The following is a 24,991-nucleotide window of genomic DNA, read 5'->3' as shown; positions in this document are numbered from 1 at the left end:
AATTAAAATCAGATAAAATAATTTTTATATAAAATATATAGAATTTTTAATTCTAATATATATGATAATGTCATTATTTTATTATTATATTTTATGTTGATTTTATTATAAAGTGATTAAATTATGTTAATAATAAAAAAAATAAATTATTTCAAATTAAATTTACAATGTAAATTATTATCTGATATTAATTTTTTTAAAAATAAATATTTTTTATTTTGTAAATTATTAGTTGTTAATTTAATAATTTTTTCAATGTGTACACAGTGTTCAATTTTAGATAATTTGATTTATAATCAAAATATTTATCAAGGTAATTATTTTACTGAAAAAGATATTAATAAAATTAAAAATGGGATGACACAAGAACAAATAGTTTATATTTTGGGTTATCCAATGCTAACAGATCCTTTTGGTACAGAAACTTGGTTTTATATTTTTCGTCAAAATTTAAGTATAAATTTAATAAAACAAAAGTCATTAATACTTTATTTTAACAAAAAAGGAATTTTAATTAATTTTAAAAAAATAGAATAGTTTTATTTTAAAAAAATAATTTTATTTAAGTTTGTTTATTATAAAAAAATTTTTTTATAGATTATTGCTATTTAATATTATTTTTTAATTAATTTTTTTAATTGTTAAAAATATAAAAAATATCTTATGATAGATAAGATATTTTTATTAATAAAAATATTTAATTTTCTTGTTATTTTGAAATATTTTATATATTTTTAACTTATAAATTTTAGTGAAATGATTATATAAATTATGATAAAAAAATTATCAATTATTGTTAGAAACAAAATGGTTTATTATGAATATTTTATTGAGAAAGAAATTGAAGCAGGTTTATTATTGCAAGGATGGGAAGTTAGAGCATTACGTACTGGCAATGTTAATATAAATAATAGTTATATTTCATTAAAAAATAATGAAGCTTATTTATTTGGTTCAAATTTTACACCATTAAATAATACATCTTCTTATATGTTAAATGATCCTGTACGAAATAGAAAATTACTTCTAAATAAACGTGAATTGAAATTTATTTATGATAAAATTAATATAAAAGGATATACTGTTGTTGTGATTTTTTTATATTGGAAAAATGCATTATGTAAAGCAAAAATTGGTATAGCAAAAGGTAAAAAAAGATATGATAAACGTTTAGAAATGAAAAAACGAGAATGGAAAATAAATAAAGAACGTATATTAAAAAAAAGATTGTAATTTTTATAATTATACAGTATACTTTTAAAGTTTGGGGCTGATATGGAATTTGACGTAATTTATAAAATCTACAGGTGCATGTCGAGGTACGGTAGGCCTCGTTAAAAAGCCGTAAAAAAATAGTAGCAAATAATAGAAGTTATTCACTAGCAGCTTAATACACTGTATAGTACTCTGTCCTTAAAATTTTTTTCTTTTAGAATAAAGGTATATTAGAGTTTAAAATTTAAAAGATTGCGTTTGATATTTCTTCTGAGATTAAAACGTTAAAAATTAAATCAGAATATTTTTTTAGTTGTATGTCTGTTTTATCTAAAAAAGAAATTATTTAATAGACTAAGCATGTAGCGCCAAAGATCTAAAAAATTTCGGACGCGGGTTCAATTCCCGCCAGCTCCATGATTAAATAATCATGTTGTTTAAAATTTTAAACGTATGAAAATTTTAAGTGTTTTATATTAATCTGTTTTTATATAAGTTAAGTTTTTATAATTAAAAAAAATTATATTTAATTTTATTAAAAAAATAAAATAATTTATTTATATTATTTTATTTTTTTTGTTATTTTTTTTAAATTTTATGTATATAAATAAAACATTAATTATTAATTTTAAATTAATTATATGTATTTTATATAAAATTTATAAAAATACTAATTTAATATATATAAAAATTTTTTTTATAAGGATCTATGTGTATCATTACATTTATTATAAATGAATTTTCCATAAGTTTTTTTTTTACATTTGTAGCTATTTTGTGCCCTTGAGTTATTGTTAGATTTCCATCTAATTCTAAATGTATATCAATTAAATAAAAATCTCCAGATTTACGTGTTTTTAGATCGTGATAACCTTTTAATTCTTTTATTTTATTTAAAATATCATAAATTTTTTGTAAAGTATTTTTATCAGCTCCTTTATCTATTAAATCTTGCATAGATTGATTACTAAATTTAAATCCAATATGAATAATAAATATCCCGATAATTAATAATGCAATTGGATCAAGGATATAAAATCCTAATAAATTTCCAGTTATTCCTATTGCTACAATAAATGAAGATATGGCATCTAAACGTATATGCCACGCATTAGTAATTAACATTTTTGAGTTAATTTTATTTGCTATATAAATTATATAACGAGATAATATTTCTTTTATAAGAACTGATATAAAAGCAGTAAATAAAGCTATTATATGAATTTCGTGAAAAAAATTTGGATTTAATATTTTTTGTATAGCAGAGTATTCCATCCATATTCCAATAATTAATAAAAATATACCTAAAATTAATGAAGTTCTGTTTTCATAACGTAAATGTCCATAAGGGTGTTCTTGATCTGGTTTTTTTTGACTTTTTTTATTAGTGATTAATATTATTAAATCAATAATTAAGTCTGATAATGTATGTATGCTATCTGCAATTAAATTTGAAGAATGTGAAAAAATACCAATAAAAATTTGAAGAACAGACAAAATTATATTTGTTATGCTGCTAATTAAAATACAGTTTTTAATTATTTTAAATTTATTTTTATTTTTTTTAAAATAATATTTTTTTTTGTTAATTTTATAATTGTTCATAAAATATTTTATATGATAAAATCATTTTTATATATTTTAGTATATTTATAGATGTTTTGTTTTTTTATTTTTTAAAATTATTTTAAAAAAATTGTATTATATAAATTAAAATAATATATATAAGATGTATTATCTTTTTAAAGCTTTCGGAAAATTTTTTTATATTTATAAAATAATATATATCATTAAAAGTGTATTTTTAAATAAAAATATAATATATTAGTTGTAATATAGAAAAAATAATTTTTGTAAACATAATTATAAAATTATTTGCTTATAAAATAAAAGAAAAAATAAAATTATCTTTAAAATAATTATATTATTTTTAAAATATTTTAATTAAAAATATTAAATAAAATATTATTTTATTATATTTTGTTATTTTTTTGTTTTATTGTTAAAACTATAATTGTTTTTTTTAATTATTAAATATAAATTTAATAAAAAATTAGTTGTATTTTTTTAAAAAAAATTAATAGTAAATTATTTTTAATATGATTTATTAAAGTTTTATGTTACGTAAAATTGGAAAAAAAATAACATCGCGAATAGTATGTTTATTAGTTAATAACATTACAACACGATCAATTCCAATTCCTAAACCAGCTGTTGGTGGTAATCCATATTCTAATGCAGTTATATAGTCTTTATCATAAAATATTTGTTCATTTTTTTCTTTTTTATTTATTTGCATAATAAATCGTTTAGATTGTTCTTCTGAATCATTTAATTCAGAAAATCCATTAGCAATTTCACGTCCTCCTATAAATAATTCAAATCGTTCTGTAATAAATGGATTATCATTACAGCAACGCGCTAAAGGTGAAATTTCTGTTGGATATTCTGTTATAAACGTTGGTTGAATTAAATGCTTTTCTACTAGTTTTTCAAAAAGTTCAAATTGAATTCGTCCTAATCCCCAATTTTTATCAATTTTTATTTCAAATGATTTAGCTATAGAAATTATTTTATTTTTACAATTAAGATCTGTGATTTTTATTTTTTGATTATATTTGCAAATAGCTTCTTTCATTGTTAATTTATTAAATGGTTTGCTAAAATCTAATTCTTGTTTTCCATATTGGATGATTGTTTTTTTTAATATATTTTCTATTAGTGTTCTTAATAATTTTTCAATTAATTTTATTAAATCATGATAATTAGCATATGCTATATAAAGTTCCATCATTGTAAATTCAGGATTATGAGATGTAGATAAATTTTCATTTCTAAAACTACGATTTATTTCGAATATTCGTTCAAAACCACCAATAACTAATCTTTTTAAGTATAATTCAGGTGCAACTCTTAGATACATATCAGTATTTAATGCATTATGATGTGTAATAAATGGACGTGCTGAAGCTCCTCCTGGAATCATATGCATTAATGGAGTTTCAACTTCTATAAAATTATTTTTAGCCATAAAATATCGTAATTCTAATAAAATTTTAGATCTTATAATAAATGTATTACGAGAATCATCATTTGAAATTAAATCAAGATATCGTTGACGGTATTTCATTTCTTGATTTATTAATCCATGAAATTTATTTGGCAATGGTCTAAGTGCTTTTGTTAATAAATAAATTTCATGACAACGAATAGTTAATTCATTGGTTTTTGTTTTAAATAAGATTCCTTTTACACCTAAAATATCGCTTAAATCAAATATTTTAAATTGTTTGTAATATAAATTTTTTAATAAGTTATTTTGAGAAACATAAATTTGAATGTATCCTCCAATGTCTTTTAATGTTGCAAATGATGCTTTACCCATGATACGTCGAGTTGTCATTCGACCAGCAATTGATACTTTTATATTTAATTTTTTTAATTTTTCAATTGATTTATTATCATATTTATTATGAAGTTCATCTGAAGTGTTTTCACGACGAAAATCATTTGGAAAAGGAATATTTTTTTTATGAAAGTCATATAATTTTTTTTTACGATTAATAAATTCGTTATTTGAATTATTAAAATCTTGTTCTTGAGACATTTTAAAGTCCTATTTTTAGGCTACCTTTAATAAATTTATCTAAATCACCATCTAATACTGATTGTATATTACGTGTTTCTATACCAGTTCGTAAATCTTTTATTCTTGCATCATCTAGTATATAAGAACGAATTTGATTCCCCCAACAAATATCTAATTTATTTTTTTCAATGGCTTGTTTATTTTCATTTTTCTTTTGGATTTCTAATTTATAAAGTTTTGCTTTTAATTGATTCATGGCTTGATCTTTATTTTTATGTTGCGAACGATCGTTTTGGCATTGTGTTACAATATTTGTTGGAATATGTGTTATTCGTACTGCAGACTCTGTTTTGTTAACATGTTGTCCACCAGCTCCAGATGATCTATATACATCAATTCGTAAATCAGATAAGTTAATTTCAATATTTATTTTATTATCAATTTCAGGATAGATAAATACTGAACTAAATGATGTATGACGTCGCTTGCATGAATCAAATGGGCTTTTACGTACTAATCTATGAATACCTGTTTCTGTACGTAACCACCCGTAAGCATAATTACCTATAATTTTTATTGTTGCGGATTTTATGCCAGTAATATCACCAAAAGATTCTTCAATTATTTCTGTTTTTAATTCTTTTGAATCAGCCCAACGTAAATACATACGAAGTAACATGTTTGTCCAATCTTGTGCTTCAATTCCTCCTGATCCAGCTTGTAAATCAATATAACAATTAGATATATCATATTCTTTAGAAAACATTCTGTGAAATTCAAGTTCAATTAATTTGTTTTGTAATTGATTAAGTTCAAAAGATATTTCATTATATGCTTCTTCATCATTTATTTCTAATGCAAGTTCTAATAAACTTTTAATATCTTCATTTTTTTTAATTAATTGATCAATATTATTGATTATTGTATTAAGAAATGAACGTTCTTTATTTAAAATTTCTATTTGTTTAATTTTTTTTCAGATATACGGTTGTTCAAGTATTTGATTAATTTCTTCTATTCGTTTTTTCTTTTTATTATAATCAAAAAAATTTTTTAATATAATTATTCGTTCAAATATATATTGAATTTTACTTTTTATTTGTTTTTTTTCAAAAGTCATTTTGTATTTTTTTTATTTATGTTTTTATCTATAATTGTATTATATTTTTATATTTATGCTTGTTTTATAGTTTTTTTTGATAAATTATTTATATTGTTAAAGTATTTATAATTATCATTTATTTTTATAAAAAATATTTTTTTATAAATATTAAATATTATTTTTATTAAAAAATAAATTAAAATATTTAATGGTTTATTATTGAATATGAAAATAGTTTTTTTGTTATTTATAAAAAAATATTAGTTGTAATAATATTTTACTTTATTAAATTATATATTATTATATTTAATATAATTAGTTAATTTTATTAATTCATTATATTTTAATAAGTTATATAGTTTTTATTTATATGCTTAATATATTTCTTATTTTTTATTTTAATTTTAAAAAAAATATTAATTTTTATATATTTTATGTTTCAAGTATCTTATTTATTTTAAAAAATGTTGTTTAAAAATGAATATATGATATTATACGTTAGTATACAGTTATAAACTTATATTTACTATATTTATGGTTTTATGGTAATCAAGTATTTTTATTTGAAATAATTTTCAAATAAAAATACTTGATTAATAATTTTATTGTTTTGTTTATTTAAATATTAAAAAAAAATACATAAAAAAATATCTTATTAATATTTTATAATAATAATTTAACGTATATTTTATTTTTAAAAAAAATATAATGTTTTGTTATTTTTTTAAGTTTTAATTATTTTATTATGTAAATATTTTGTTTGAATAAGTTTTATTATATTTATTAAATTTTTATTTTTTGGAGTTTTATAATTGGTTAAAAAATTAATTATATAGTGATCATTAAATTTTAAGAGATGGTAAAATGCACGTTTTTCTTCATAAAAAAGATTATCATATTCTTGTTCGAAAAATAAGATTAAAAAATCTAATTCTCTCATACTGCGTCTGCAATTTAAATAAATTTTTTTTTTATTTTTAATGTTCATTTTTTATTATTATTTTTTTTATATTTAGTTTTAAAAAAAATTTAGAAAATTTTTTAAAAAAATCGTTAATAATTTAAAAAATATTTTTTGATAATATTACTAATTTTTATAAGATTTTGTTATAATTAAATTAATTATAATATTTTAAAACTTAAAGAATATAGTTTTTTTAATATTTTTAATAAAGTTTTTAAAAATCGTAATTGATATTATTTTATTATATTTTATTTATTTTTATAGTATATATAGATTATATATTTTATTTTTGTAAAATTTATAAAAATATATTATTGTTTTTTTAAAAATTATAGTTTATAATATAAAATTGTTTCCGTTAGAATATTTCTATATTATATAAAATAAAAAAAATATCTTTATTTTATATAGTTATTAGATTATTTTTTTTGTTTTTAATTTAAATATACAAATATGTTGTTTTATTTATTTATTATTTGATTTTTATTTTTTTGATGTATATAATATTAGTTTTATTTTTTTGAAATATATTTTTGTAATATGAAAAAAATTTTATTTAGTATGTTTGTTAGGTAACTTGATTTTTATGATTATTATTTTTATGTTTGTATTGTTTAGTTTTTATTAAGTATTTATGTTATAATGTTATAGATACAAAAATAACATGTTTTATTTTATTTTATAAAATATTTTAGTTATAATCAATTTTTTTACAATATTTAAAAATATACTTTTAATTTTTTTGAAAAAATATATTATAAATATTTGATAATTTTTTTAGTGTTGAACGTTAAAGTTTCAAATTAAATTTAGTTATAAAAAAAATTACATAAATAAATATAACTATTTTTTATTTGTTTAAATTAAAAAAGTGTTTAATGTTCAAAATATTATCCCCCAAGTTTAATAACCCCCACCATCATGAATCTTACTGAATTAAAAAATAAACCAGTGTCAGAATTAATTATTTTAGGCGAAAATATTGATCTTGAAAATTTAGCTCGTATGAGAAAACAAGATATTATATTTTCTATTTTAAAACAACATTCTAAAAGTGGAGAAGATATTTTTGGAAATGGTGTTTTAGAGATATTACAGGATGGATTTGGTTTTTTACGTTCTTCAGATAGTTCTTATCTTGCAGGTCCTGATGATATTTATGTTTCACCTAGTCAAATTCGTCGTTTTAATTTACGTACTGGTGATACAATTTCAGGAAAAATTCGCCCACCTAAAGAAGGCGAACGTTATTTTGCTCTTCTTAAAGTTAATGAAATTAATTTTGATAAACCTGAAAATTCTCGTAGTAAAATATTGTTTGAAAATCTAACACCACTTCATGCAAATAATCGTCTTCGTATGGAACGAGGTAATGGTTCAACAGAAGATTTAACAGCTCGTGTTTTAGATTTAGCTGCTCCTATTGGTCGAGGTCAACGAGGATTGATAGTAGCGCCACCTAAAGCAGGAAAAACAATGTTATTGCAAAACATTGCAGCGAATATTGCATCTAATTATTCTGATTGTATTTTAATTGTTTTATTAATAGATGAACGTCCCGAAGAAGTAACTGAGATGCGACGTTTAGTTAACGGCGAAGTAATTGCATCAACTTTTGATGAACCAGCAACACGTCATGTACAAGTAGCAGATATGGTTATTGAAAAAGCAAAACGTTTAGTAGAACATAAAGGAGATGTTGTTATTTTGCTTGATTCAATTACTCGTCTTGCTCGTGCATATAATATTGTTGTACCTTCTTCTGGTAGAGTTTTAACTGGAGGAGTTGATTCTAATGCATTACATCGACCTAAACGTTTTTTTGGTGCCGCTCGTAATGTTGAAGAAGGTGGAAGTTTAACTATAATTGCAACTGCATTAGTTGATACAGGATCAAAAATGGATGAAGTTATTTACGAAGAATTTAAAGGTACTGGTAATATGGAATTACATTTATCTCGTAAAATAGCAGAAAAACGTGTTTTTCCAGCTATCGATTATAATCGATCTGGTACACGTAAAGAAGAGCTTTTAACATCACAAGATGAATTACAAAAAATGTGGATTTTACGAAAAATAATTCATCCAATGGGAGAAATTGATGCTATGGAATTTCTTATTAGTAAATTAGCTATGACGAAAACAAATGAAGAATTTTTTGATTTTATGAAAAGATCTTAATTTTAATTTGTATATTATTTTTTATAAAAATATATATTTTTATTAATTTATTTTTTTTAATTTTTGATAAAATAACGTTATTTAAAATATTACATAGTAAATATGTTTTTGTTGTTTTTTTATAGAAAAAATATGTTTTATAATTTTATAATTCATTTAATATTAAAGATATAAAATAACTTTACGTATAAAACTTATAAGTTAATTATGAATTATTTTAGTTTATGTTAGATCTATTTTTAGTACTTAATAATATAAAAAGGCAAAAGAATTAATAGTGGATACTATACATTTTATAATTAGTCTTTTTTATGTTTTTTTATTTACATTAGTATTTATTTTTATTGCTCGAGTTTTTGCAATTAAATTTGAGTTAGTTGATAAACCTAATTTTAGAAAAAAGCATGTAGGTTTTATTCCTTTAGTTGGGGGGGTATCTTTATTTTTTGGTATATGTTTTGCATTAATTATTACTAACGAATATATTCCTAATAAATGGTTGTATATTTTTTGTTCTGGTATATTAGTTTTTATTGGTATTTTGGATGATAAATTTGATATTAGTGTAAAATTTAGAGCTGGTATTCAAGCAATAATAGCTATTATTATGATGACTAAAGCAGATCTTAAACTTGAATCATTAGGTAATGCGTTTGGTCCATGGGAATTATCACTTGGACCATTTAGTTATATTATGACTTTGTTTGCAGTATGGGCGTCTATTAATTCTTTTAATATGATAGATGGTATAGATGGATTATTAGGAGGTTTATCATTAGTATTTTTTAGTTCTTTAGGTTTTTTATTATATAAAAACAATAATTATGCACTTGCGTTTTGGTGTTTTGCTTTTATAGTAGCTATTATTCCATATATTTTTCTTAATCTTGGGATTTTTGGTGTTCGTTTTAAAGTATTTATGGGTGATGCTGGTAGCACTTTAATTGGTTTTACTATTATTTGGATTTTAATAGAATCAACTCAAGGTAAATATCATTCTATTAATCCTGTTACAGCATTATGGTTGATTGCAATACCATTAATGGATATGATTGCTATTATGTATCGTAGAATACGTAAAGGAATGAGTCCATTTTCTCCAGATCGTCAACATATTCATCATTTGATTATGCGTTCCGGGTTTACAGCAAAAGGTGCTTTTATTTTGATTACATTATTTGCAATTTTTATTGCTATTATTGGTATTATTGGTGAATATTCAAAATTTATGATGGAATGGGTTATGTTATTTTTATTTTTGTTTTTGTTTGTAATGTATGGGTATTTTATAAAACGTGCATGGAAAATTTCTCGTTTTATAAAGCGGGTTAAACATCGTTTTCGATAGATATAATATTTTATATAAAATATAGAGGTTTTTTATATAGTGGATAATTCAAATAATAATCAAAATCAATATTTAATGGAATATGAATTAGATATTCGTGGTTTATTTCGTTTATTTTTTAAAAAAAAATTTTTGATTTTTGCTTTTAGTATTATTTTTGCTTTTATTGCGTTTATTATATCATGTTTTATGAAATATAAATGGACTGCTACTGCAGTTACAGACTTACCAACTATTAATAATCTTGGTTATTATTATTTTAATAAACAACTTATTCATAATCTTGATTTATGCGTTAATAAAACTGTTCAAGAAGATTTTGTAACAATAACAAAAGAAGTTTATCAAGAATTTATAAAACAGTTAACTTCATATGATACTCGTCGTCAATTTTGGTTAACTACTAATTATTATAAAAATAGGTTGACAAATAATTCTAAAATAGATATTGCGTTTTTAGATGAGCTTATAAATAATATTGAATTTTTATCATCAGATGATTTTAAGAGTAATGTTAATACTATTAAATTAATTGCTGAAACATCAGATGATTCTAATTTACTTTTGCGTAAATATGTAGATTTTGCTAACGCACGTACTATAAATAATTTGAATAATGAAATTAAAAATATCTTAAAAACAAAAATGCAGTTATTTAATTTTTTTAAAAAACCAAAAGATATAAATATAAAAGATATTTATGAAGAAAGATTGAATTTGTTAAAAGAAAAATTTAATTATGTATTAAAAAAAGATTTTATAAAAAATAAAAACTATTTTTTTATTAATGATTTTTTTTATTATAAAATGTTTATGTTTGATATCCCATTGTTGCAAATTGGTAACAGTTATATTTGTAATGATAATAATATGTTATTAGATATAAATAAAAATCTTGTTATTAAAAATGATTTTCAGAGTTATAGATATCTAAAAACACCTGAAAATCCAATTAATTGTGATAGTCCAAGAAAAGAATTTATAACAATTTTATGGGGTATAATAGGATTTTTAGTTGGTGTAATATTCGTTTTTTTAAAAGGACGTAATTTAAATGACAAAATGATAAAAAAATAGATTTTTAAAAAACATAATTAAAAAATTAAGAGAGTTAATGTGAAAATATTAAGTGTATTTGGTACTAGACCAGAAGCTATAAAGATGGCTCCATTATTACGTTTAATAAAAGATGATAAAAGTTTTGAAATAAAAATATGTGTAACTGCACAACATAGAGAAATGTTGGATCAAGTGTTAAAATTATTTAACATTATACCAGATTATGATTTTAATATAATGTATCCAATGCAAGATTTAACTAATATTATATGTTTTATATTAAAAGGATTGAAAAAAGTGTTTAATGAATTTCAACCTGATATTGTATTAGTGCATGGTGATACTGTAACAACAATGGCTGCAAGTATTTCTTCTTTTTATCATCGTATAAACATTGGACATATTGAAGCAGGTCTTCGTACTGGAAATTTATATTTTCCGTGGCCTGAAGAAGGTAATCGTAAAATAATAGCTAATTTAGCGTTATATCATTTTACACCAACGTATAATTCACGTAAAAATCTTTTAAAAGAATTAATTCCTAATGATAATATTTTTGTTACAGGTAATACAGTTATTGATTCATTATTATGGGTATGTAATAAAATTAAAAATGATAAAAATATATCAGAAGCATTAAAAGATAAATATTCGTTTATAGATTTTAATAAAAAAATAATTTTAGTAACAAGTCATCGAAGAGAAAATTTTGGAAAAGCTTTCAAAAATATATGTTTTGCTATTTTAGAAATTATTAAAAATCATTTGGATGTTCAAATTATTTATTCTGTACATTTAAATCCAAATGTAAGTGAACCAATAAATTATATGTTACGTGGTATTGATCGTGTTATATTGATTAATCCTCAAGAATATTTGTCATTTGTTTATTTAATGAATCTTTCTTATTTGATTTTAACTGATTCTGGTGGTATTCAAGAAGAAGCTCCATTTCTTGGAAAACCAGTTCTTATCATGAGAAATCAAACAGAAAGATCTGAATGTATAAAAGCTGGTGTTGCTCGTCTTGTTGGTACAAATACAGAAAAAATAGTAAAAGAAGTAAACAAATTATTAATTGATAAAGAAGAATATAAAAATATGAGTCAGATACATAATCTTTATGGTGATGGAAAAGCTTGTTATCGTATTATAAAAGTATTAAAAAAAATTAGGTGAAAATATGAGTTTTAATACTATTTCTGTTATTGGATTTGGATATATTGGTTTGCCAACAGCAGCAATTTTTGCATCTTGTAAAAAACAAGTGTTTGGAGTAGATATTAATCATTATGTGATTGATATGATCAATAAAGGAAAAACACATATTATTGAACCAGGATTAGATGAAATTGTAAAGTCTGCTGTTGCAGATGGTTATTTAAAAGGTTTTAGTAAACCACAGTGTGCTGATGCACATATTATTGCAGTACAAACACCTTTAAAAGATAATAAAAAACCTGATTTAACATATGTTCGTGCAGCATCAGAATCAATTGCTTTAATATTAAAAAAAGGAGATTTAGTTATTTTAGAATCTACATCTCCTGTTGGAACAACAGATAAAGTATCTAGATGGATGTCTGAAATTCGACATGATTTAACTTTTCCACATCAAGAATTAGTTGATTCTGATATAGATGTAGCATATTGTCCTGAAAGGGTTATACCTGGTAAAATTATAGAAGAATTAATTAAAAATGATCGAATTATTGGTGGAATAAATAAAAAATCATCTTTACGAGCAACAGAATTATATAATATTTTTCTTAAGGGTAAATGTGTTATCACGAATGCAAAAACAGCAGAAATGTGTAAGTTAACAGAAAATAGTTTTCGTGATGTAAATATTGCTTTTGCAAATGAACTAGATTTGATATGTCATAAGCAAAATATTAATACACTGGAATTAATAAAACTTGCTAATAGACATCCTCGTGTAAATATTTTACAACCAGGTTTAGGTGTAGGTGGACATTGTATTGCTGTAGATCCATGGTTTATTATTGATCAAAATAAAGAAGAATCATTTCTTATACGTGCTGCGCGTTTTGTTAATGATAACAAACCAATTTGGGTTGTTAATCAAGTAAAAAAAATTATAAAAAATTTGTTAATTAAGATATGTAAAAAAGAACATGAAATTACAATTGCATGTTTTGGTTTATCTTTTAAGCCAAATATAGATGATTTACGCGGAAGTCCATCAATATATATAGCGAAAAAAATAGCGAAATTTAATAAAGGAAAAACTTATATAGTTGAGCCTTATATTAATGTTTTACCATCTTCTTTATTATATATTTCTGAATTAGTTTCTATAGAAAAAGCTATTGATGAATCAGATATATTTTTAATGCTTGTTGATCATGATATTTTTAAAAATATTCAACACTCATATTTTTCTAAAAAATTTTTTATAGATATAAAAAAAGGAGTTTAGTATTGAAATGTTTTATAGTTACTGGTGGAGCAGGGTTTATTGGTTCAGCAGTAGTTCGTTATATAATTAAAAATACAAAAGATAAAGTAGTTGTAGTTGATTCTTTAACTTATGCTGCAAATTTGGAATCGCTTGTTGAAGTTATAGATAATGATCGTTATTTTTTTGAAAAAATAAATATTTGTGATAAATTATCATTAAAAAAAATTTTTATTAAGTATAAACCAGATGCAATATTACATTTGGCAGCAGAAACACATGTAGATCGTTCAATTAAAAATCCTGAAATATTTATAAAAACAAATATTGTTGGAACATATACATTACTTGAGTTATCATATTGTTATTGGTTGCAGTTGAATAAGGATAAAAAAAATAGTTTTCGTTTTCATCATATTTCTACTGATGAAGTATATGGTGATTTAGATAAATCGGAAAAATTATTTAATGAAAAAACACCTTATTTTCCAAGTAGTCCATATTCAGCTTCAAAAGCTTCTAGTAATCATTTAGTATACTCATGGTATAGAACTTATGGTTTGCCGATATTAATTACTAATTCTTCGAATAATTATGGACCATATCATTCTGTTGATAAATTAATACCTTTAATTATTTTAAATGCATTATCAGGAAAAACTTTTCCAATATATGGAAAAGGTGAACAAATTCGTGATTGGTTATTCGTTGAAGATCATGTTCGTGCGTTATATCTAGTTGTAACTAATGCTAAGCCTGGTGCAATTTATAATATTGGTAGCAATAATGAATTTAGTAATATTAATGTAGTTAAAATTATATGTGAACTTTTGGAAGAATTTCATCCTAAAAAACCGTTAGGAGTTGTTCGTTATATTGATCTTGTTACATATGTTGATGATAGACCTGGTCATGATATTCGATATGCTATTGATTCCAATAAGATTATTACAGAATTAAATTGGAAACCAATTGAAACATTTGAATCTGGTATTAAAAAAACTGTGTTATGGTTTTTAAATAAATATATAAAACGTGATTTTTAACGTATATAATACAAATTATAAATATAAAATTAAAATTATGAAAGGTATTTTATTAGCTGGTGGTTATGGAACTCGTTTATATCCAATCACTAAAGGTATTTCAAAACAATTATTGCCAATTTATGATAAACCAATGATTTATTATCCTCTTTCAGTTTTAATGTTAGCTGAAATTAGAGATATTTTGGTTATTTCAACTCCTAATGACTTGCCAATGTTTAAACGTTTATTAGGTGATGGTTCTGAATTTGGTATTTTTTTGAATTATGCTGAACAATATTCTCCTGATGGATTAGCACAATCTTTTATTATTGCTGAAGATTTTATAAATGGAGATTCATGTTGTTTGGTGCTTGGAGATAATATTTTTTTTGGTCATTCATTTACTCCTAAATTAAAATTTGTTTCAAAAAGAAAAAAAGGTGCAACAATTTTTGGTTATCAAGTTATGGATCCAAGTCGTTTTGGTGTAGTTGAATTTTCAGATAAGTTTAAAGTTTTATCTATAGAAGAAAAACCAAAAAATCCTAAATGTAATTGGGCAATAACAGGATTATATTTTTATGATTCACAAGTTGTTGATTTTGCAAAAAAAGTAAAACCTTCAGAAAGAGGCGAATTAGAAATTACTTCTATAAATAAAATGTATTTAGAATGTAATGAGCTTAATATAGAATTACTTGGTCGTGGTTTTGCTTGGTTAGACACAGGAACTTATGATAGTCTAATTGAAGCGGCTACATTTGTTCAATATGTTGAAAAATTACAAGGTTTTAATATTGCTTGTTTAGAAGAAATAGCATGGAGAAATGGTTGGTTAAGTGATCAACAACTTAAATCTTCAGCGGATAGATTTAAAAAAACAGGTTATGGACAATATTTGAAGGATATTCTTCATGTGTATTTTCGCTGATATTGAATTTTTAAAATGGGAATCTAATTTTTTTAATCGTTTAACAGCTAGATTAAATTTTAATGTTAATTCTAATAGAATTTTGGTTAGTAATCTTGATAAATTTGATATTATTCATGCTAAAGTGTTGTCATCTGAAAAAATATTAATAGATAATTTAGGAAAAATTGGTTTTTTTTTTATAGAAGGTGAAATTAATTTATTATTAAAAATTAGTTTTAATAATTCTTTTTTTAAAACAGTTTTATTAGAACAAGAAAAAGTTTATGTAGCTAAAGTTTGTGATATTGATTTATTAGCAGAGGTTGCATCAATTATTTTTTTTGAAAAAACTCGTTTTCGTTTTCCATGGTATAATAAAAAAAAAATTAAAGAGTTTTATTCATTATGGATAAAAAAATCTGTTTTAGGTACATTTGATAATGTTTGTTTGCTTATTAAAGATAAGCATAAAACAATTTTAGGTTTTGTAACTTTACGTGATGTTGGTGTAGATGTGGCGCAAATTGGTCTTTTAGCTAAAATTCCTAAATCTTCTGGTGTAAATATAGGTAAAAAATTAATGTTAGCAGTATTTGAATGGTGTAAAAAAAATAATAAAAAACAATTAAAAATTACAACTCAAATTAGTAATAATATTGCTTTAAATCTTTATTTATGTAGTGGGGCTTCAATAGTGGATATTTCATATTGGTTGTATAGAGGTAACTATGATTCCATTTAATAAACCACCTATTGTTGGGACAGAATTAATATATATAAAACAATTGATAAAAAGTAATAAAATATTTGGTAATAATTATTTTGGAAAACTTTGTGAAAATTGGATGGAAAAACAATTTAATTGTAAAAAAGTTCATTTAACTCCATCTTGTACAGCATCTCTAGAAATGGCATCGATATTGATTAATATTAGTCCTGGAGATGAAATAATTATGCCTAGTTTTACTTTTGTTTCTACATCAAATGCATTTATTTTACGTGGCGCAAAAATAGTTTTTGTAGATATTCGTAAAGATACAATGAATATTGATGAAACTAAAATTGAGGAAGCGATTACAAAATTTACACGTGCTATAGTTCCTGTTCATTATGCTGGTATAGCTTGTGAAATGGATGTTATTATGAATATAGCAAAAAAATATAATCTTTTTGTAATTGAAGATGCAGCTCATGGTATAATGTCTACATATAAAGGGAAAATACTTGGAACTATTGGTCATATAGGTTGTTATAGTTTTCATGAAACTAAAAATTATTCTTCAGGTGGTGAAGGCGGAGCAATATTAATTAATGATGTAAGTTTAATTGATCGTGCTGAAATAATTAGAGAAAAAGGAACTAATCGTAATAAATTTTTAAATGGTCAAATCGATAAGTATACTTGGTGTGATATAGGATCAAGTTTTTTATTATCTAATTTACAAGCTGCTTATTTATGGGCGCAATTTGAAGAATCAGATAAAATTAATGATCGTCGTGTATTTTTATGGAAACGTTATTTTAAAGAATTAAAAGAATTAGAATATTTTAATTACATAACTTTAATGACTATTCCAGAAGGTATTAAAAATAATGGTCATATATTTTATTTAAAATTTAAAAATATAAATGAACGAGTGATATTTTCATATTATATGAAAACTCATGGTATATTAACAGCATTTCATTATGTAGCATTACATACTAGCCCAGCTGGTATAAAATTTACTCGATTTAATGGAAAAGATGAAAATACTACTTTTCATAGTGAACGTTTAATACGTTTACCAATATTTTATAACATGACAGATGAAGAACAAAGTATAGTTATTAATCGAATTAAAATATTTTTTTCTAATGTCACTCACTAAAATTTCAATTTGGACTGCTAGTTCTATTTTTATTAAAATAGTGATAGGTTTTATTATAATAAAATCGTTAGCAGTGTTTTTTGGTCCAATAGGTGTTGGATTATCAAGTAATTTTCGTCAATTACTAACTGTGTTAGGAGTTGTGTCTGGCGGTGGTATTTATAATGGTATTATAAAATATGTAGCAGAATATGATCGTGATAAAGAAAAATTATATTCTTTATTAGGAACAGCATCATCGATTATTTTATTTTTTTCAATATTGTTAGCAATTATTTTTTTATTAATTAGTGATTTTATTAGTATTTTATTATTTAATAGTAAAGAATATTCTTTAGTTATATGTATTTTAGCTTTTATTCAAATTGGAATTGCATATTCCAATTATTTTTTATCAATATTAAAAGGATATTGTGACGCTTCTGGTAATGCTAAATCGATTATTATTGGATTTTTTTTTGGGTTTTTTGTATTTTTTTTATTTTATAATTTTTTTGGATATAAAGGTTCATTAGTTGGAATAGCATTAATACCTGCGTTAATAGGTATACCTGCAATTGTAATAATTATTCGTAGAGAAAAAATTAATTTATTGGCAATAATTCCTATTTGGAATAAATCAATCGCAATTGATTTAAGTAAATTTACAATTATGTCAATAATGACATCAATAACTTTACCTATAGCTTATATTTTAATAAGAAATTTACTTGCTAAGTGTCAAAGTTGGTATGAAGTTGGTTTATGGTCAGGTGTTTGTATGATTTCTGACGCTTATTTGCAATTTGTTACTGCATTATTTTCTGTTTATTTATTATCTACGTTTTCTCGTATATCTAATAAAAAAGAAATTATTTTAGAAATAATTAAAGTATTAAAATTTGTTTTACCTGTTATTTTTGTTGTTGGTTTTGTAATATGGTTATTACGTGAATTTATTATTTTATTATTATTTTCAGAAAATTTCATAAATATGAAAAAATTGTTTTTATGTCAAGTTATAGGAAATACTTTAAAAGTAGGATCATATGTGTTTGGCTATTTTGTTATTGCAAAAGCATCTTTATTTTTTTGTTTTATAACGGAATTAACTCAGTTTTTTTTACTTGTTGGTTTATCTTATTATTTTATTCCTTTATATGGTGCTGTAGGAGCAACAAAGGCGTATATGATAACTTATATTATATATTTTATTATATGTTGTTACGTTTTTTTTATTTATAATAAAAAGATATGAAAAAATTGATACATGTATTAGGATCTAATATTTCACATCATAATAATACTTTACTAAATTTTTTTAATAAACTTTTTTTAAAAGAAAAATTTTTATTAAAAAAATTTCTTTTTTTTGTTGTAACTAAAGATAAAAATATTATTAATATATATTCTAATCTAGAAATTAAAACTTTTGATAATAAATTATTGCTTGCGAAAAATGTAATAAAAAATGCGATTAATAATCGATATAATCGTTTTTTTTTTCATGGACAATTTAATGTATTTATTTGGTTAGGATTATTATTTGGAGGAATAAAATCATATCAGTTTTGGTGGCATATTTGGGGCGCTGATTTATATGAAGAATCTAATTCATTAAAATTTAAAATTTTTTATATTTTTAGACGTTTAGCTTATAAAAAAGTTGGATATGTATGTGCTACTCGTGGTGATTTAGATTATTATTATAAAATAAATCCTAAGACTCCTAGTTTTGTATTATATTTTCCAACAAAAATAGATTTATCTTTAAATAAAAAAAAACTAAAAATTAGCGTAACAAGACGATTAACTATATTATTAGGCAATTCAGGTGATTCTTCTAATCGTCATGAAGAAGCACTAATAGCAATTAAAAAACAATTTGGTGAAAAAGTAAAAATTATTATTCCTATGGGATATCCTAATAACAATCAAACATATATTAGAAAAATAGAAAAAGTTATAAATCAAAAGTTTAAGTTAGGAGAAGTAATAGTTATTAAAGAATATTTAAGTTTTAATAAATATATTAGTTTATTGAGAACTTGTGATTTAAGTTATTTAATTTTTAATCGTCAACAAGGGATTGGAACTATATGTTTATTAATACAATTATGTATTCCATTTGTTATTAGTAAAGAAAATACTTTTTTAAAAGATTTAAAATTACAAAATATTCCAGTTTTTATTTACGGTAATAAATTTACTATTTTTTCAATAAATAAAATTAAACAACAAATATTTAATTTAAATAATAATAAAATTAATTTTTTTCCTCCTAATTTTGTTTGTAATTGAAAAATAGTTTTAAGCCTTTTTGCAAAGAGGTAAAAAAATGACATTAATGGAATTAATTTGTTTATCATTATTTTGTTTTATATCAATTATTTTTATTAGTATTTTGTTATATAAAAATTTTTTTTATTTTAAATTGAATTTTAATGTCATTTTTTCATTTTTATTTTTGCTTACATTTTATTTTGGTTTTCCATTAACTTGTATATTAACATTTAAATTTAGCGAAAGTATTATAAAATCAGAATATTTGTTTTATACACAATTATCTTCAATTAGTTTTTATATAGTTTATTATATTGTTTATAATACTAATTTTTCAGTATTAAAAAGTACTAAAAGACGTATGATATTTAATATAAATAAAATTGAAATAAATTTATTTTGTATTTTATTGATGTTGATATCGATTATTACTATTTTTATATTTTTTTTGAAAAATGGTTTTTTGTTATTTAAACTTAAATCTTATGATCAAATTTTTTCTAATCAAGTATTTTTAGTTGGGTTAAAAAGATTTTTTTATTTTTTTATTCCTGCTATGTTAATTATTTATTTTTTAAAACCAACCAAAAAACGTTGGTTTTTTTTTCTTTTTAGTACTATTATATTTGGTTTTTTTACTTATTTTGTAGTTGGTGGAACTAGGGCTAATATTATTATTCCATTTTCGTTATTTTTATTTATTGGCATAAATCGTAAATGGATTAAATTATGGATGTTAATTGTTTTTTTTATATTAAGTATAGTTATAATGTTTTTTTTAGCTTTAAATAGATATGGAATTAATGTTAGCTGGAATAAATTGTTTTATATAATGTTATATTTTACTCGTGATACTTTTTCTCCATGGGAAAATTTAGCATTAATATTAAGTTATTATGAAAAATTAGATTTTCAAAATTTATCACCAATTATACGTGATTTTTATGTGTTTATCCCATCATGGGTATGGCCTGAACGTCCTAATGTTATTTTAAATTCAGCAAATTATTTTACTTGGAAAATATTAAATAATTATTCAGGTTTATCTATTTCACCAACATTAATTGGTTCTTTTATTATTATGGGTGGAGTTTTTTTTATTCCACTTGGAGGTATTGTTGTTGGTTTATTTATAAAATGGTTTGATTGGATTTATAATTTAAGTTTAAGAGAATCTAATCGTTATAAAGCTTCTGTTTTAAAATCATTTTGTTTTAGTTTGATTTTTAATATAATTGTTTTAGTTCGTGAAGGTATTGATTCGTTTGTATCAAGATTTTTCTTTTTTTGTATAATTTTTGGTTTTTGTTTGATTTTTGCAAAAATATTATATTGTTTATTTGAAAATGCAGGGGTTGTTTATGTTAAAAAAAATAACTTAAAAATTATAATAATGAAATAATTTTTAAAAGGAAAATTATGAAAAAAACAACACAATTATCTAATATATATCAGTTTATACCTCAATTTAGTATTCGTGGTCATATGGTTTCTGGATTTAAAAATATATCACATTTTATAGATTTTTTATTTGCTGATGGAAAAATTAAGAATGGTATTTTAATAGCCCTTAATGCAGAAAAAGTTATAATTGCTGAAAAAAATAAAAAATTACATAATTTATTAAGACAAGCTGAATTTTTATATGCTGATGGAATTAGTATTGTTCGTGCTATTCGTCGTAAATACCCCAGGTGTTCAAATATCTCGTATTGCTGGAATTGATTTATGGTGTAGATTGATGGAAGTAATTGGAAAAAAAGGAATTCCAATTTTTTTAGTTGGAGCAAAACAAAAAATTTTAGAAAAAACAGAAAAAAAATTACGTACTGTGTTAAATGTTAATGTAGTAGGTTCACAAAATGGTTTTTTTTCTTTTGAAGAAAGAGAAAATTTATTTGAACGTATTCGTTTTAGTGGTGCTAAAATCGTTTCTGTTGCTATGGGGTCTCCTAAACAAGAAATTTTTATTCGTGATTGTAAAGCAATTTATAATGATGCCATTTATATGGGGGTAGGTGGAACATATGATGTTTTTACAGGTTATGTAAAACGAGCACCAAAGATTTGGCAAAAATTTGAATTAGAATGGTTGTATAGATTATTATCACAGTTAACACGTATAAAAAGACAATTTAAATTACTTAAATTTTTAGGTTACTATTACGGAGATATGTTATAATTTTATTGATAAAATAATTAAAAATTAATATAATTTATATTTTTTTTGATTTTAAAAAATATTATTTTTTTTAAAAAATAGTATTTATATATTTTTATTATTTTAATAGAGTTAATTATTTTATATTTATTAGTATAATAACATCTGTTTATAACAGGGGTATTTATGGAAAAACCACAAGAAGGTCTTCAACGAGGATTGGAATCTCGCCATATAGAATTAATTGCACTTGGTGGAACAATTGGAGTTGGTTTATTTTTAGGATCATCTAGTACTTTAAAATGGGCTGGTCCATCAGTGCTGTTAGCATATATTATAGCTGGTATTTTTGTTTTTTTTATTATGCGTTCTATGGGTGAAATGTTATTTGTTGAACCTGTTACAGGTTCTTTTGCTTCTTTTGGTTATAAGTATCTTAGCCCGTTTTTTGGTTGTTTAACAGCTTGGGGTTATTGGTTTATGTGGGTCTCTGTTGGTATATCAGAGATTACAGCAATTGGTGTTTATGTAGGATATTGGTTTTCTGATGTACCTCAATGGGTATTTGCTATAATTGCAGTAGGATTAGTTTCTTTTGCTAATTTAGTTGCTGTTAGATTATATGGTGAATTTGAATTTTGGTTTTCAATAATTAAGGTTATTACAATTATAGCAATGATTTTAATTGGTTTTGGTCTTATTTTTTTTGGTATAGGAAATAATTTTGAACCTATAGGATTTACAAATTTAACTAAAAATAGTATTTTTTTTGCTGGCGGATGGAAGGGTTTTTTATTTGCATTATGTATTGTTGTTGCATCTTATCAAGGAGTTGAATTGGTAGGGATTACAGCTGGTGAAGCTAAAAATCCACAAGTAACATTAAAAAAAGCTATTAGTAATGTTTTATGGAGAATTTTAATTTTTTATGTTGGAGCTACTTTTGTTGTTGTAATGTTATTTCCTTGGAATAATCTTGGATATGAAGGTAGTCCGTTTGTATTAACGTTTTCGAAAGTTGGTATTGTTTCAGCTGCTTCTGTTATTAATTTTGTTGTTTTAACTGCAGCTTTATCTGGTTGTAATAGTGGTATGTATAGTGGTGGTCGTATGTTGTATGTTTTGGCACAAAACAAACAATTACCTAGTTGGTTATTGAAATTAACTAATAATGGTGTTCCAGCACGTAGTATTTTTTTTACGATTTTATTTTTAATTATTGGTTCAAGTTTAAATTATATTATTCCAAATTCTGAAAAAGTATTTGTGTATGTTTATAGTGCTAGTGTATTACCAGGAATGGTTCCTTGGTTGGTATTATTAACAAGTCAAATTCGTTTTCGTAAATATAATAAAGAAAAACTTGTGAATCATAATTTCAAATCAATTTTATTTCCATGGGTTAATTATATTACATTATTTTTTTTAGTATGCGTTTTAATTGGAATGCTTATAAATCAAGATACTCGTTTATCTTTGATTATAGGAGCTTTATTTTTATTAGTTGTTTCAATAATTTATTTTTTAGTTAATAAATTAAATCGAATTCAAATAAAATAATTAAAAAATTTTTTAAATGTATAGACAATTAATAAATAAAATTGTATTATCCTTTGAATGTGCGCCCGTAGCTTATTTGGATAAAGCATTGCCGTCCGAAGGCAGAGATTTCAGGTTCGAATCCTGTCGGGTGCTATCGTTAAAATTTTATGGTGACTATAGCTCAGTTGGTAGAGCCCTGGATTGTGATTCCAGTTGTCGTGGGTTCGAATCCCATTAGTCACCCATTTAAAGTTTATTACGAAGGTGGCGAAATTGGTAGACGCGCTAATTTCAGGTATTGGCATCTAAAAATGATATAGGGGTTCAAATCCCCTCCTTCGTTTTATAAAATTATGTTTTAATTCGGTGAGTAGCGCAGTTTGGTAGCGCAACTGGTTTGGGACCAGTGGGTCGGAGGTTCGAATCCTCTCTCGCCGATTATTAAAAAAAAAATAAAATATTACTTATATTTATATTTAATATTAAAATTAGTTAATTTATATTATATATTTAATGGTTATTTGTTATATTTAATTTCATTGTTTTTAATTTTTTATTATTAGTAATTTATATTTTAAATTCTTTAAAAATTTTGTTGAAATACAAATTTCAATTAACGTTTATAATTAATAATAAATATATTAAAAAAAATATATTAATTATATAGAAAAGTATAATTTAAAATAATCTTTTTGTTTTTATTTGATAATAAAGAAAGTAAGTATAAATTATAAAAAATATTATATAGTTTAAATATATTATAACCGTCAATTTTTGAAGGTTATAATATAAATATTATAAATTAGAAAGGAATATCATCATCAAAATCAACTGATAATTCATTTATTTCTTTTAATTGATTTTCAAGATTATTATTGTTATGATTTTGTTGATTTATTTCTGTTTGTTTTTTTGAGTCCCAATTGTTTTGTTCATTATTATTATGTGATAATTTTTCATTGTTTCGATTTCCTAGTATTTGTATAGTTCCCTCTATATTTACAATAATTTCTGTTATGTATCGATCTTGACCATTTTTATCTTGCCATTTTCTAGTTTGTAAAGAACCTTCGATATAAACTTGAGATCCTTTTTTTAGATATTCGTTTGTAATTTCGGCTATTTTACCGAAAATTACTACTCGGTGCCATTCAGTTTTTTCTCGTTTTTCACCTGTTTGTTTATCTTTCCAATTATCAGAAGTTGCTATAGATAAATTAAGTACAGCTATACCATTAGGTGTATAACGTATTTCTGGATTTTGTCCTAGATTACCTATAAGAATTACTTTATTTATTCCTCTGCTAGCCATTTGTTTTATCCTAAATATTTCG

20 protein-coding genes, 4 tRNA genes, 1 other RNA gene and 1 pseudogene are annotated in these 24,991 nt (G+C 22.5%); 21 read left to right on the top strand and 5 right to left on the bottom strand.

The window, feature by feature from the left end:
- Window positions 1–123: 123 nt before the first annotated feature.
- The 3 genes from bamE to ssrA all read left to right on the top strand — a co-directional run bounded on the left by bamE (window position 124) and on the right by ssrA (window position 1,635).
- Window positions 124–537 carry an outer membrane protein assembly factor BamE gene (gene bamE, locus AAGD61_RS02680; protein WP_341764908.1) on the top strand — a complete coding sequence of 138 codons (414 nt, stop codon included), beginning with the start codon at window positions 124–126 and terminating at the stop codon, window positions 535–537.
- A 234-nt stretch (window positions 538–771) separates the two neighbouring features.
- On the top strand, window positions 772–1,233 hold the full coding sequence (smpB, locus tag AAGD61_RS02675; RefSeq protein ID WP_341764907.1) for an SsrA-binding protein SmpB: 462 nt from the start codon (window positions 772–774) through the stop codon (window positions 1,231–1,233).
- Window positions 1,234–1,266: 33 nt separating this feature from the next.
- Window positions 1,267–1,635: a transfer-messenger RNA gene (ssrA, locus tag AAGD61_RS02670) on the top strand.
- A 255-nt stretch (window positions 1,636–1,890) separates the two neighbouring features.
- On the opposite strand, the gene AAGD61_RS02665 is transcribed toward ssrA, so the two are convergent.
- The 4 genes from AAGD61_RS02665 to AAGD61_RS03285 all read right to left on the bottom strand — a co-directional run bounded on the left by AAGD61_RS02665 (window position 1,891) and on the right by AAGD61_RS03285 (window position 6,894).
- Window positions 1,891–2,820, bottom strand: coding sequence for a cation diffusion facilitator family transporter (locus AAGD61_RS02665; RefSeq protein WP_341764906.1), 930 nt, complete (start codon window positions 2,818–2,820; stop codon window positions 1,891–1,893).
- Window positions 2,821–3,322: 502 nt separating this feature from the next.
- A complete protein-coding gene (lysS, locus tag AAGD61_RS02660) occupies window positions 3,323–4,822 on the bottom strand; it encodes a lysine--tRNA ligase (protein WP_341764905.1) in 1,500 nt (499 codons plus the stop codon).
- 1 nt (window position 4,823) lies between these two features.
- Entirely contained in the window at window positions 4,824–5,924 is a 1,101-nt protein-coding gene (gene prfB, locus AAGD61_RS02655) for a peptide chain release factor 2 (RefSeq protein WP_341764904.1), read from the bottom strand.
- 706 nt (window positions 5,925–6,630) lie between these two features.
- Window positions 6,631–6,894, bottom strand: coding sequence for a succinate dehydrogenase assembly factor 2 (locus AAGD61_RS03285; RefSeq protein ID WP_431307845.1), 264 nt, complete (start codon window positions 6,892–6,894; stop codon window positions 6,631–6,633).
- 897 nt (window positions 6,895–7,791) lie between these two features.
- Here AAGD61_RS03285 and rho point away from each other — a divergent pair.
- The 18 genes and pseudogenes from rho (at window position 7,792) to AAGD61_RS02565 (ending at window position 24,095) form a co-directional block, all read left to right on the top strand.
- On the top strand, window positions 7,792–9,051 hold the full coding sequence (gene rho / locus AAGD61_RS02650) for a transcription termination factor Rho (protein ID WP_341764903.1): 1,260 nt from the start codon (window positions 7,792–7,794) through the stop codon (window positions 9,049–9,051).
- Window positions 9,052–9,328: 277 nt separating this feature from the next.
- Window positions 9,329–10,399, top strand: coding sequence for a UDP-N-acetylglucosamine--undecaprenyl-phosphate N-acetylglucosaminephosphotransferase (gene wecA, locus AAGD61_RS02645; RefSeq protein WP_341764902.1), 1,071 nt, complete (start codon window positions 9,329–9,331; stop codon window positions 10,397–10,399).
- A gap of 39 nt (window positions 10,400–10,438) precedes the next feature.
- Window positions 10,439–11,476, top strand: coding sequence for a Wzz/FepE/Etk N-terminal domain-containing protein (locus AAGD61_RS02640; protein WP_341764901.1), 1,038 nt, complete (start codon window positions 10,439–10,441; stop codon window positions 11,474–11,476).
- A 39-nt stretch (window positions 11,477–11,515) separates the two neighbouring features.
- A complete protein-coding gene (wecB, locus tag AAGD61_RS02635; protein ID WP_341764900.1) occupies window positions 11,516–12,652 on the top strand; it encodes a non-hydrolyzing UDP-N-acetylglucosamine 2-epimerase in 1,137 nt (378 codons plus the stop codon).
- Window positions 12,642–13,901 (top strand): UDP-N-acetyl-D-mannosamine dehydrogenase, encoded by a 1,260-nt coding sequence (wecC, locus tag AAGD61_RS02630; protein WP_341764899.1) that lies wholly within the window; start codon window positions 12,642–12,644, stop codon window positions 13,899–13,901. The genes wecB and wecC overlap by 11 nt, the downstream gene beginning before the upstream one ends.
- A 2-nt stretch (window positions 13,902–13,903) precedes the next feature.
- Window positions 13,904–14,926, top strand: a complete 1,023-nt coding sequence (rfbB, locus tag AAGD61_RS02625; RefSeq protein WP_341764898.1) for a dTDP-glucose 4,6-dehydratase — start codon at window positions 13,904–13,906, stop codon at window positions 14,924–14,926.
- A gap of 37 nt (window positions 14,927–14,963) precedes the next feature.
- Window positions 14,964–15,866, top strand: a complete 903-nt coding sequence (gene rfbA, locus AAGD61_RS02620; RefSeq protein ID WP_341764897.1) for a glucose-1-phosphate thymidylyltransferase RfbA — start codon at window positions 14,964–14,966, stop codon at window positions 15,864–15,866.
- Window positions 15,823–16,563, top strand: a complete 741-nt coding sequence (gene rffC, locus AAGD61_RS02615) for a dTDP-4-amino-4,6-dideoxy-D-galactose acyltransferase (RefSeq protein ID WP_341764896.1) — start codon at window positions 15,823–15,825, stop codon at window positions 16,561–16,563. The genes rfbA and rffC overlap by 44 nt, the downstream gene beginning before the upstream one ends.
- Complete coding sequence (rffA, locus tag AAGD61_RS02610; protein WP_341764895.1) at window positions 16,550–17,692, top strand: dTDP-4-amino-4,6-dideoxygalactose transaminase; 1,143 nt, start codon at window positions 16,550–16,552, stop codon at window positions 17,690–17,692. Before rffC ends, rffA begins: the two co-directional genes overlap by 14 nt.
- Window positions 17,679–18,950, top strand: coding sequence for a lipid III flippase WzxE (wzxE, locus tag AAGD61_RS02605; protein WP_341764894.1), 1,272 nt, complete (start codon window positions 17,679–17,681; stop codon window positions 18,948–18,950). Before rffA ends, wzxE begins: the two co-directional genes overlap by 14 nt.
- Complete coding sequence (locus AAGD61_RS02600) at window positions 18,926–20,005, top strand: TDP-N-acetylfucosamine:lipid II N-acetylfucosaminyltransferase (RefSeq protein WP_341764893.1); 1,080 nt, start codon at window positions 18,926–18,928, stop codon at window positions 20,003–20,005. Before wzxE ends, AAGD61_RS02600 begins: the two co-directional genes overlap by 25 nt.
- Window positions 20,006–20,009: 4 nt before the next feature.
- Complete coding sequence (wzyE, locus tag AAGD61_RS02595; RefSeq protein ID WP_341764892.1) at window positions 20,010–21,356, top strand: ECA oligosaccharide polymerase; 1,347 nt, start codon at window positions 20,010–20,012, stop codon at window positions 21,354–21,356.
- Window positions 21,357–21,373: 17 nt separating this feature from the next.
- Window positions 21,374–22,136: pseudogene (gene wecG / locus AAGD61_RS02590) on the top strand (lipopolysaccharide N-acetylmannosaminouronosyltransferase).
- 165 nt (window positions 22,137–22,301) lie between these two features.
- A complete protein-coding gene (locus AAGD61_RS02585) occupies window positions 22,302–23,675 on the top strand; it encodes an amino acid permease (RefSeq protein WP_341764891.1) in 1,374 nt (457 codons plus the stop codon).
- Between the two features lie 61 nt (window positions 23,676–23,736).
- Window positions 23,737–23,810, top strand: a tRNA-Arg gene (locus AAGD61_RS02580).
- 17 nt (window positions 23,811–23,827) lie between these two features.
- A tRNA-His gene (locus tag AAGD61_RS02575) sits at window positions 23,828–23,900 on the top strand.
- Between the two features lie 15 nt (window positions 23,901–23,915).
- Window positions 23,916–24,000, top strand: a tRNA-Leu gene (locus AAGD61_RS02570).
- A gap of 21 nt (window positions 24,001–24,021) precedes the next feature.
- Window positions 24,022–24,095, top strand: a tRNA-Pro gene (locus tag AAGD61_RS02565).
- 364 nt (window positions 24,096–24,459) lie between these two features.
- On the opposite strand, the gene ssb is transcribed toward AAGD61_RS02565, so the two are convergent.
- A complete protein-coding gene (ssb, locus tag AAGD61_RS02560; protein ID WP_341764890.1) occupies window positions 24,460–24,969 on the bottom strand; it encodes a single-stranded DNA-binding protein in 510 nt (169 codons plus the stop codon).
- Between the last annotated feature and the right edge of the window lie 22 nt (window positions 24,970–24,991).

Source organism: Candidatus Providencia siddallii (genome assembly GCF_964026685.1).
Lineage (GTDB): Bacteria > Pseudomonadota > Gammaproteobacteria > Enterobacterales > Enterobacteriaceae > Providencia_A > Providencia_A siddallii_A.
This window is presented reverse-complemented; position numbering and strand designations above follow the sequence as displayed.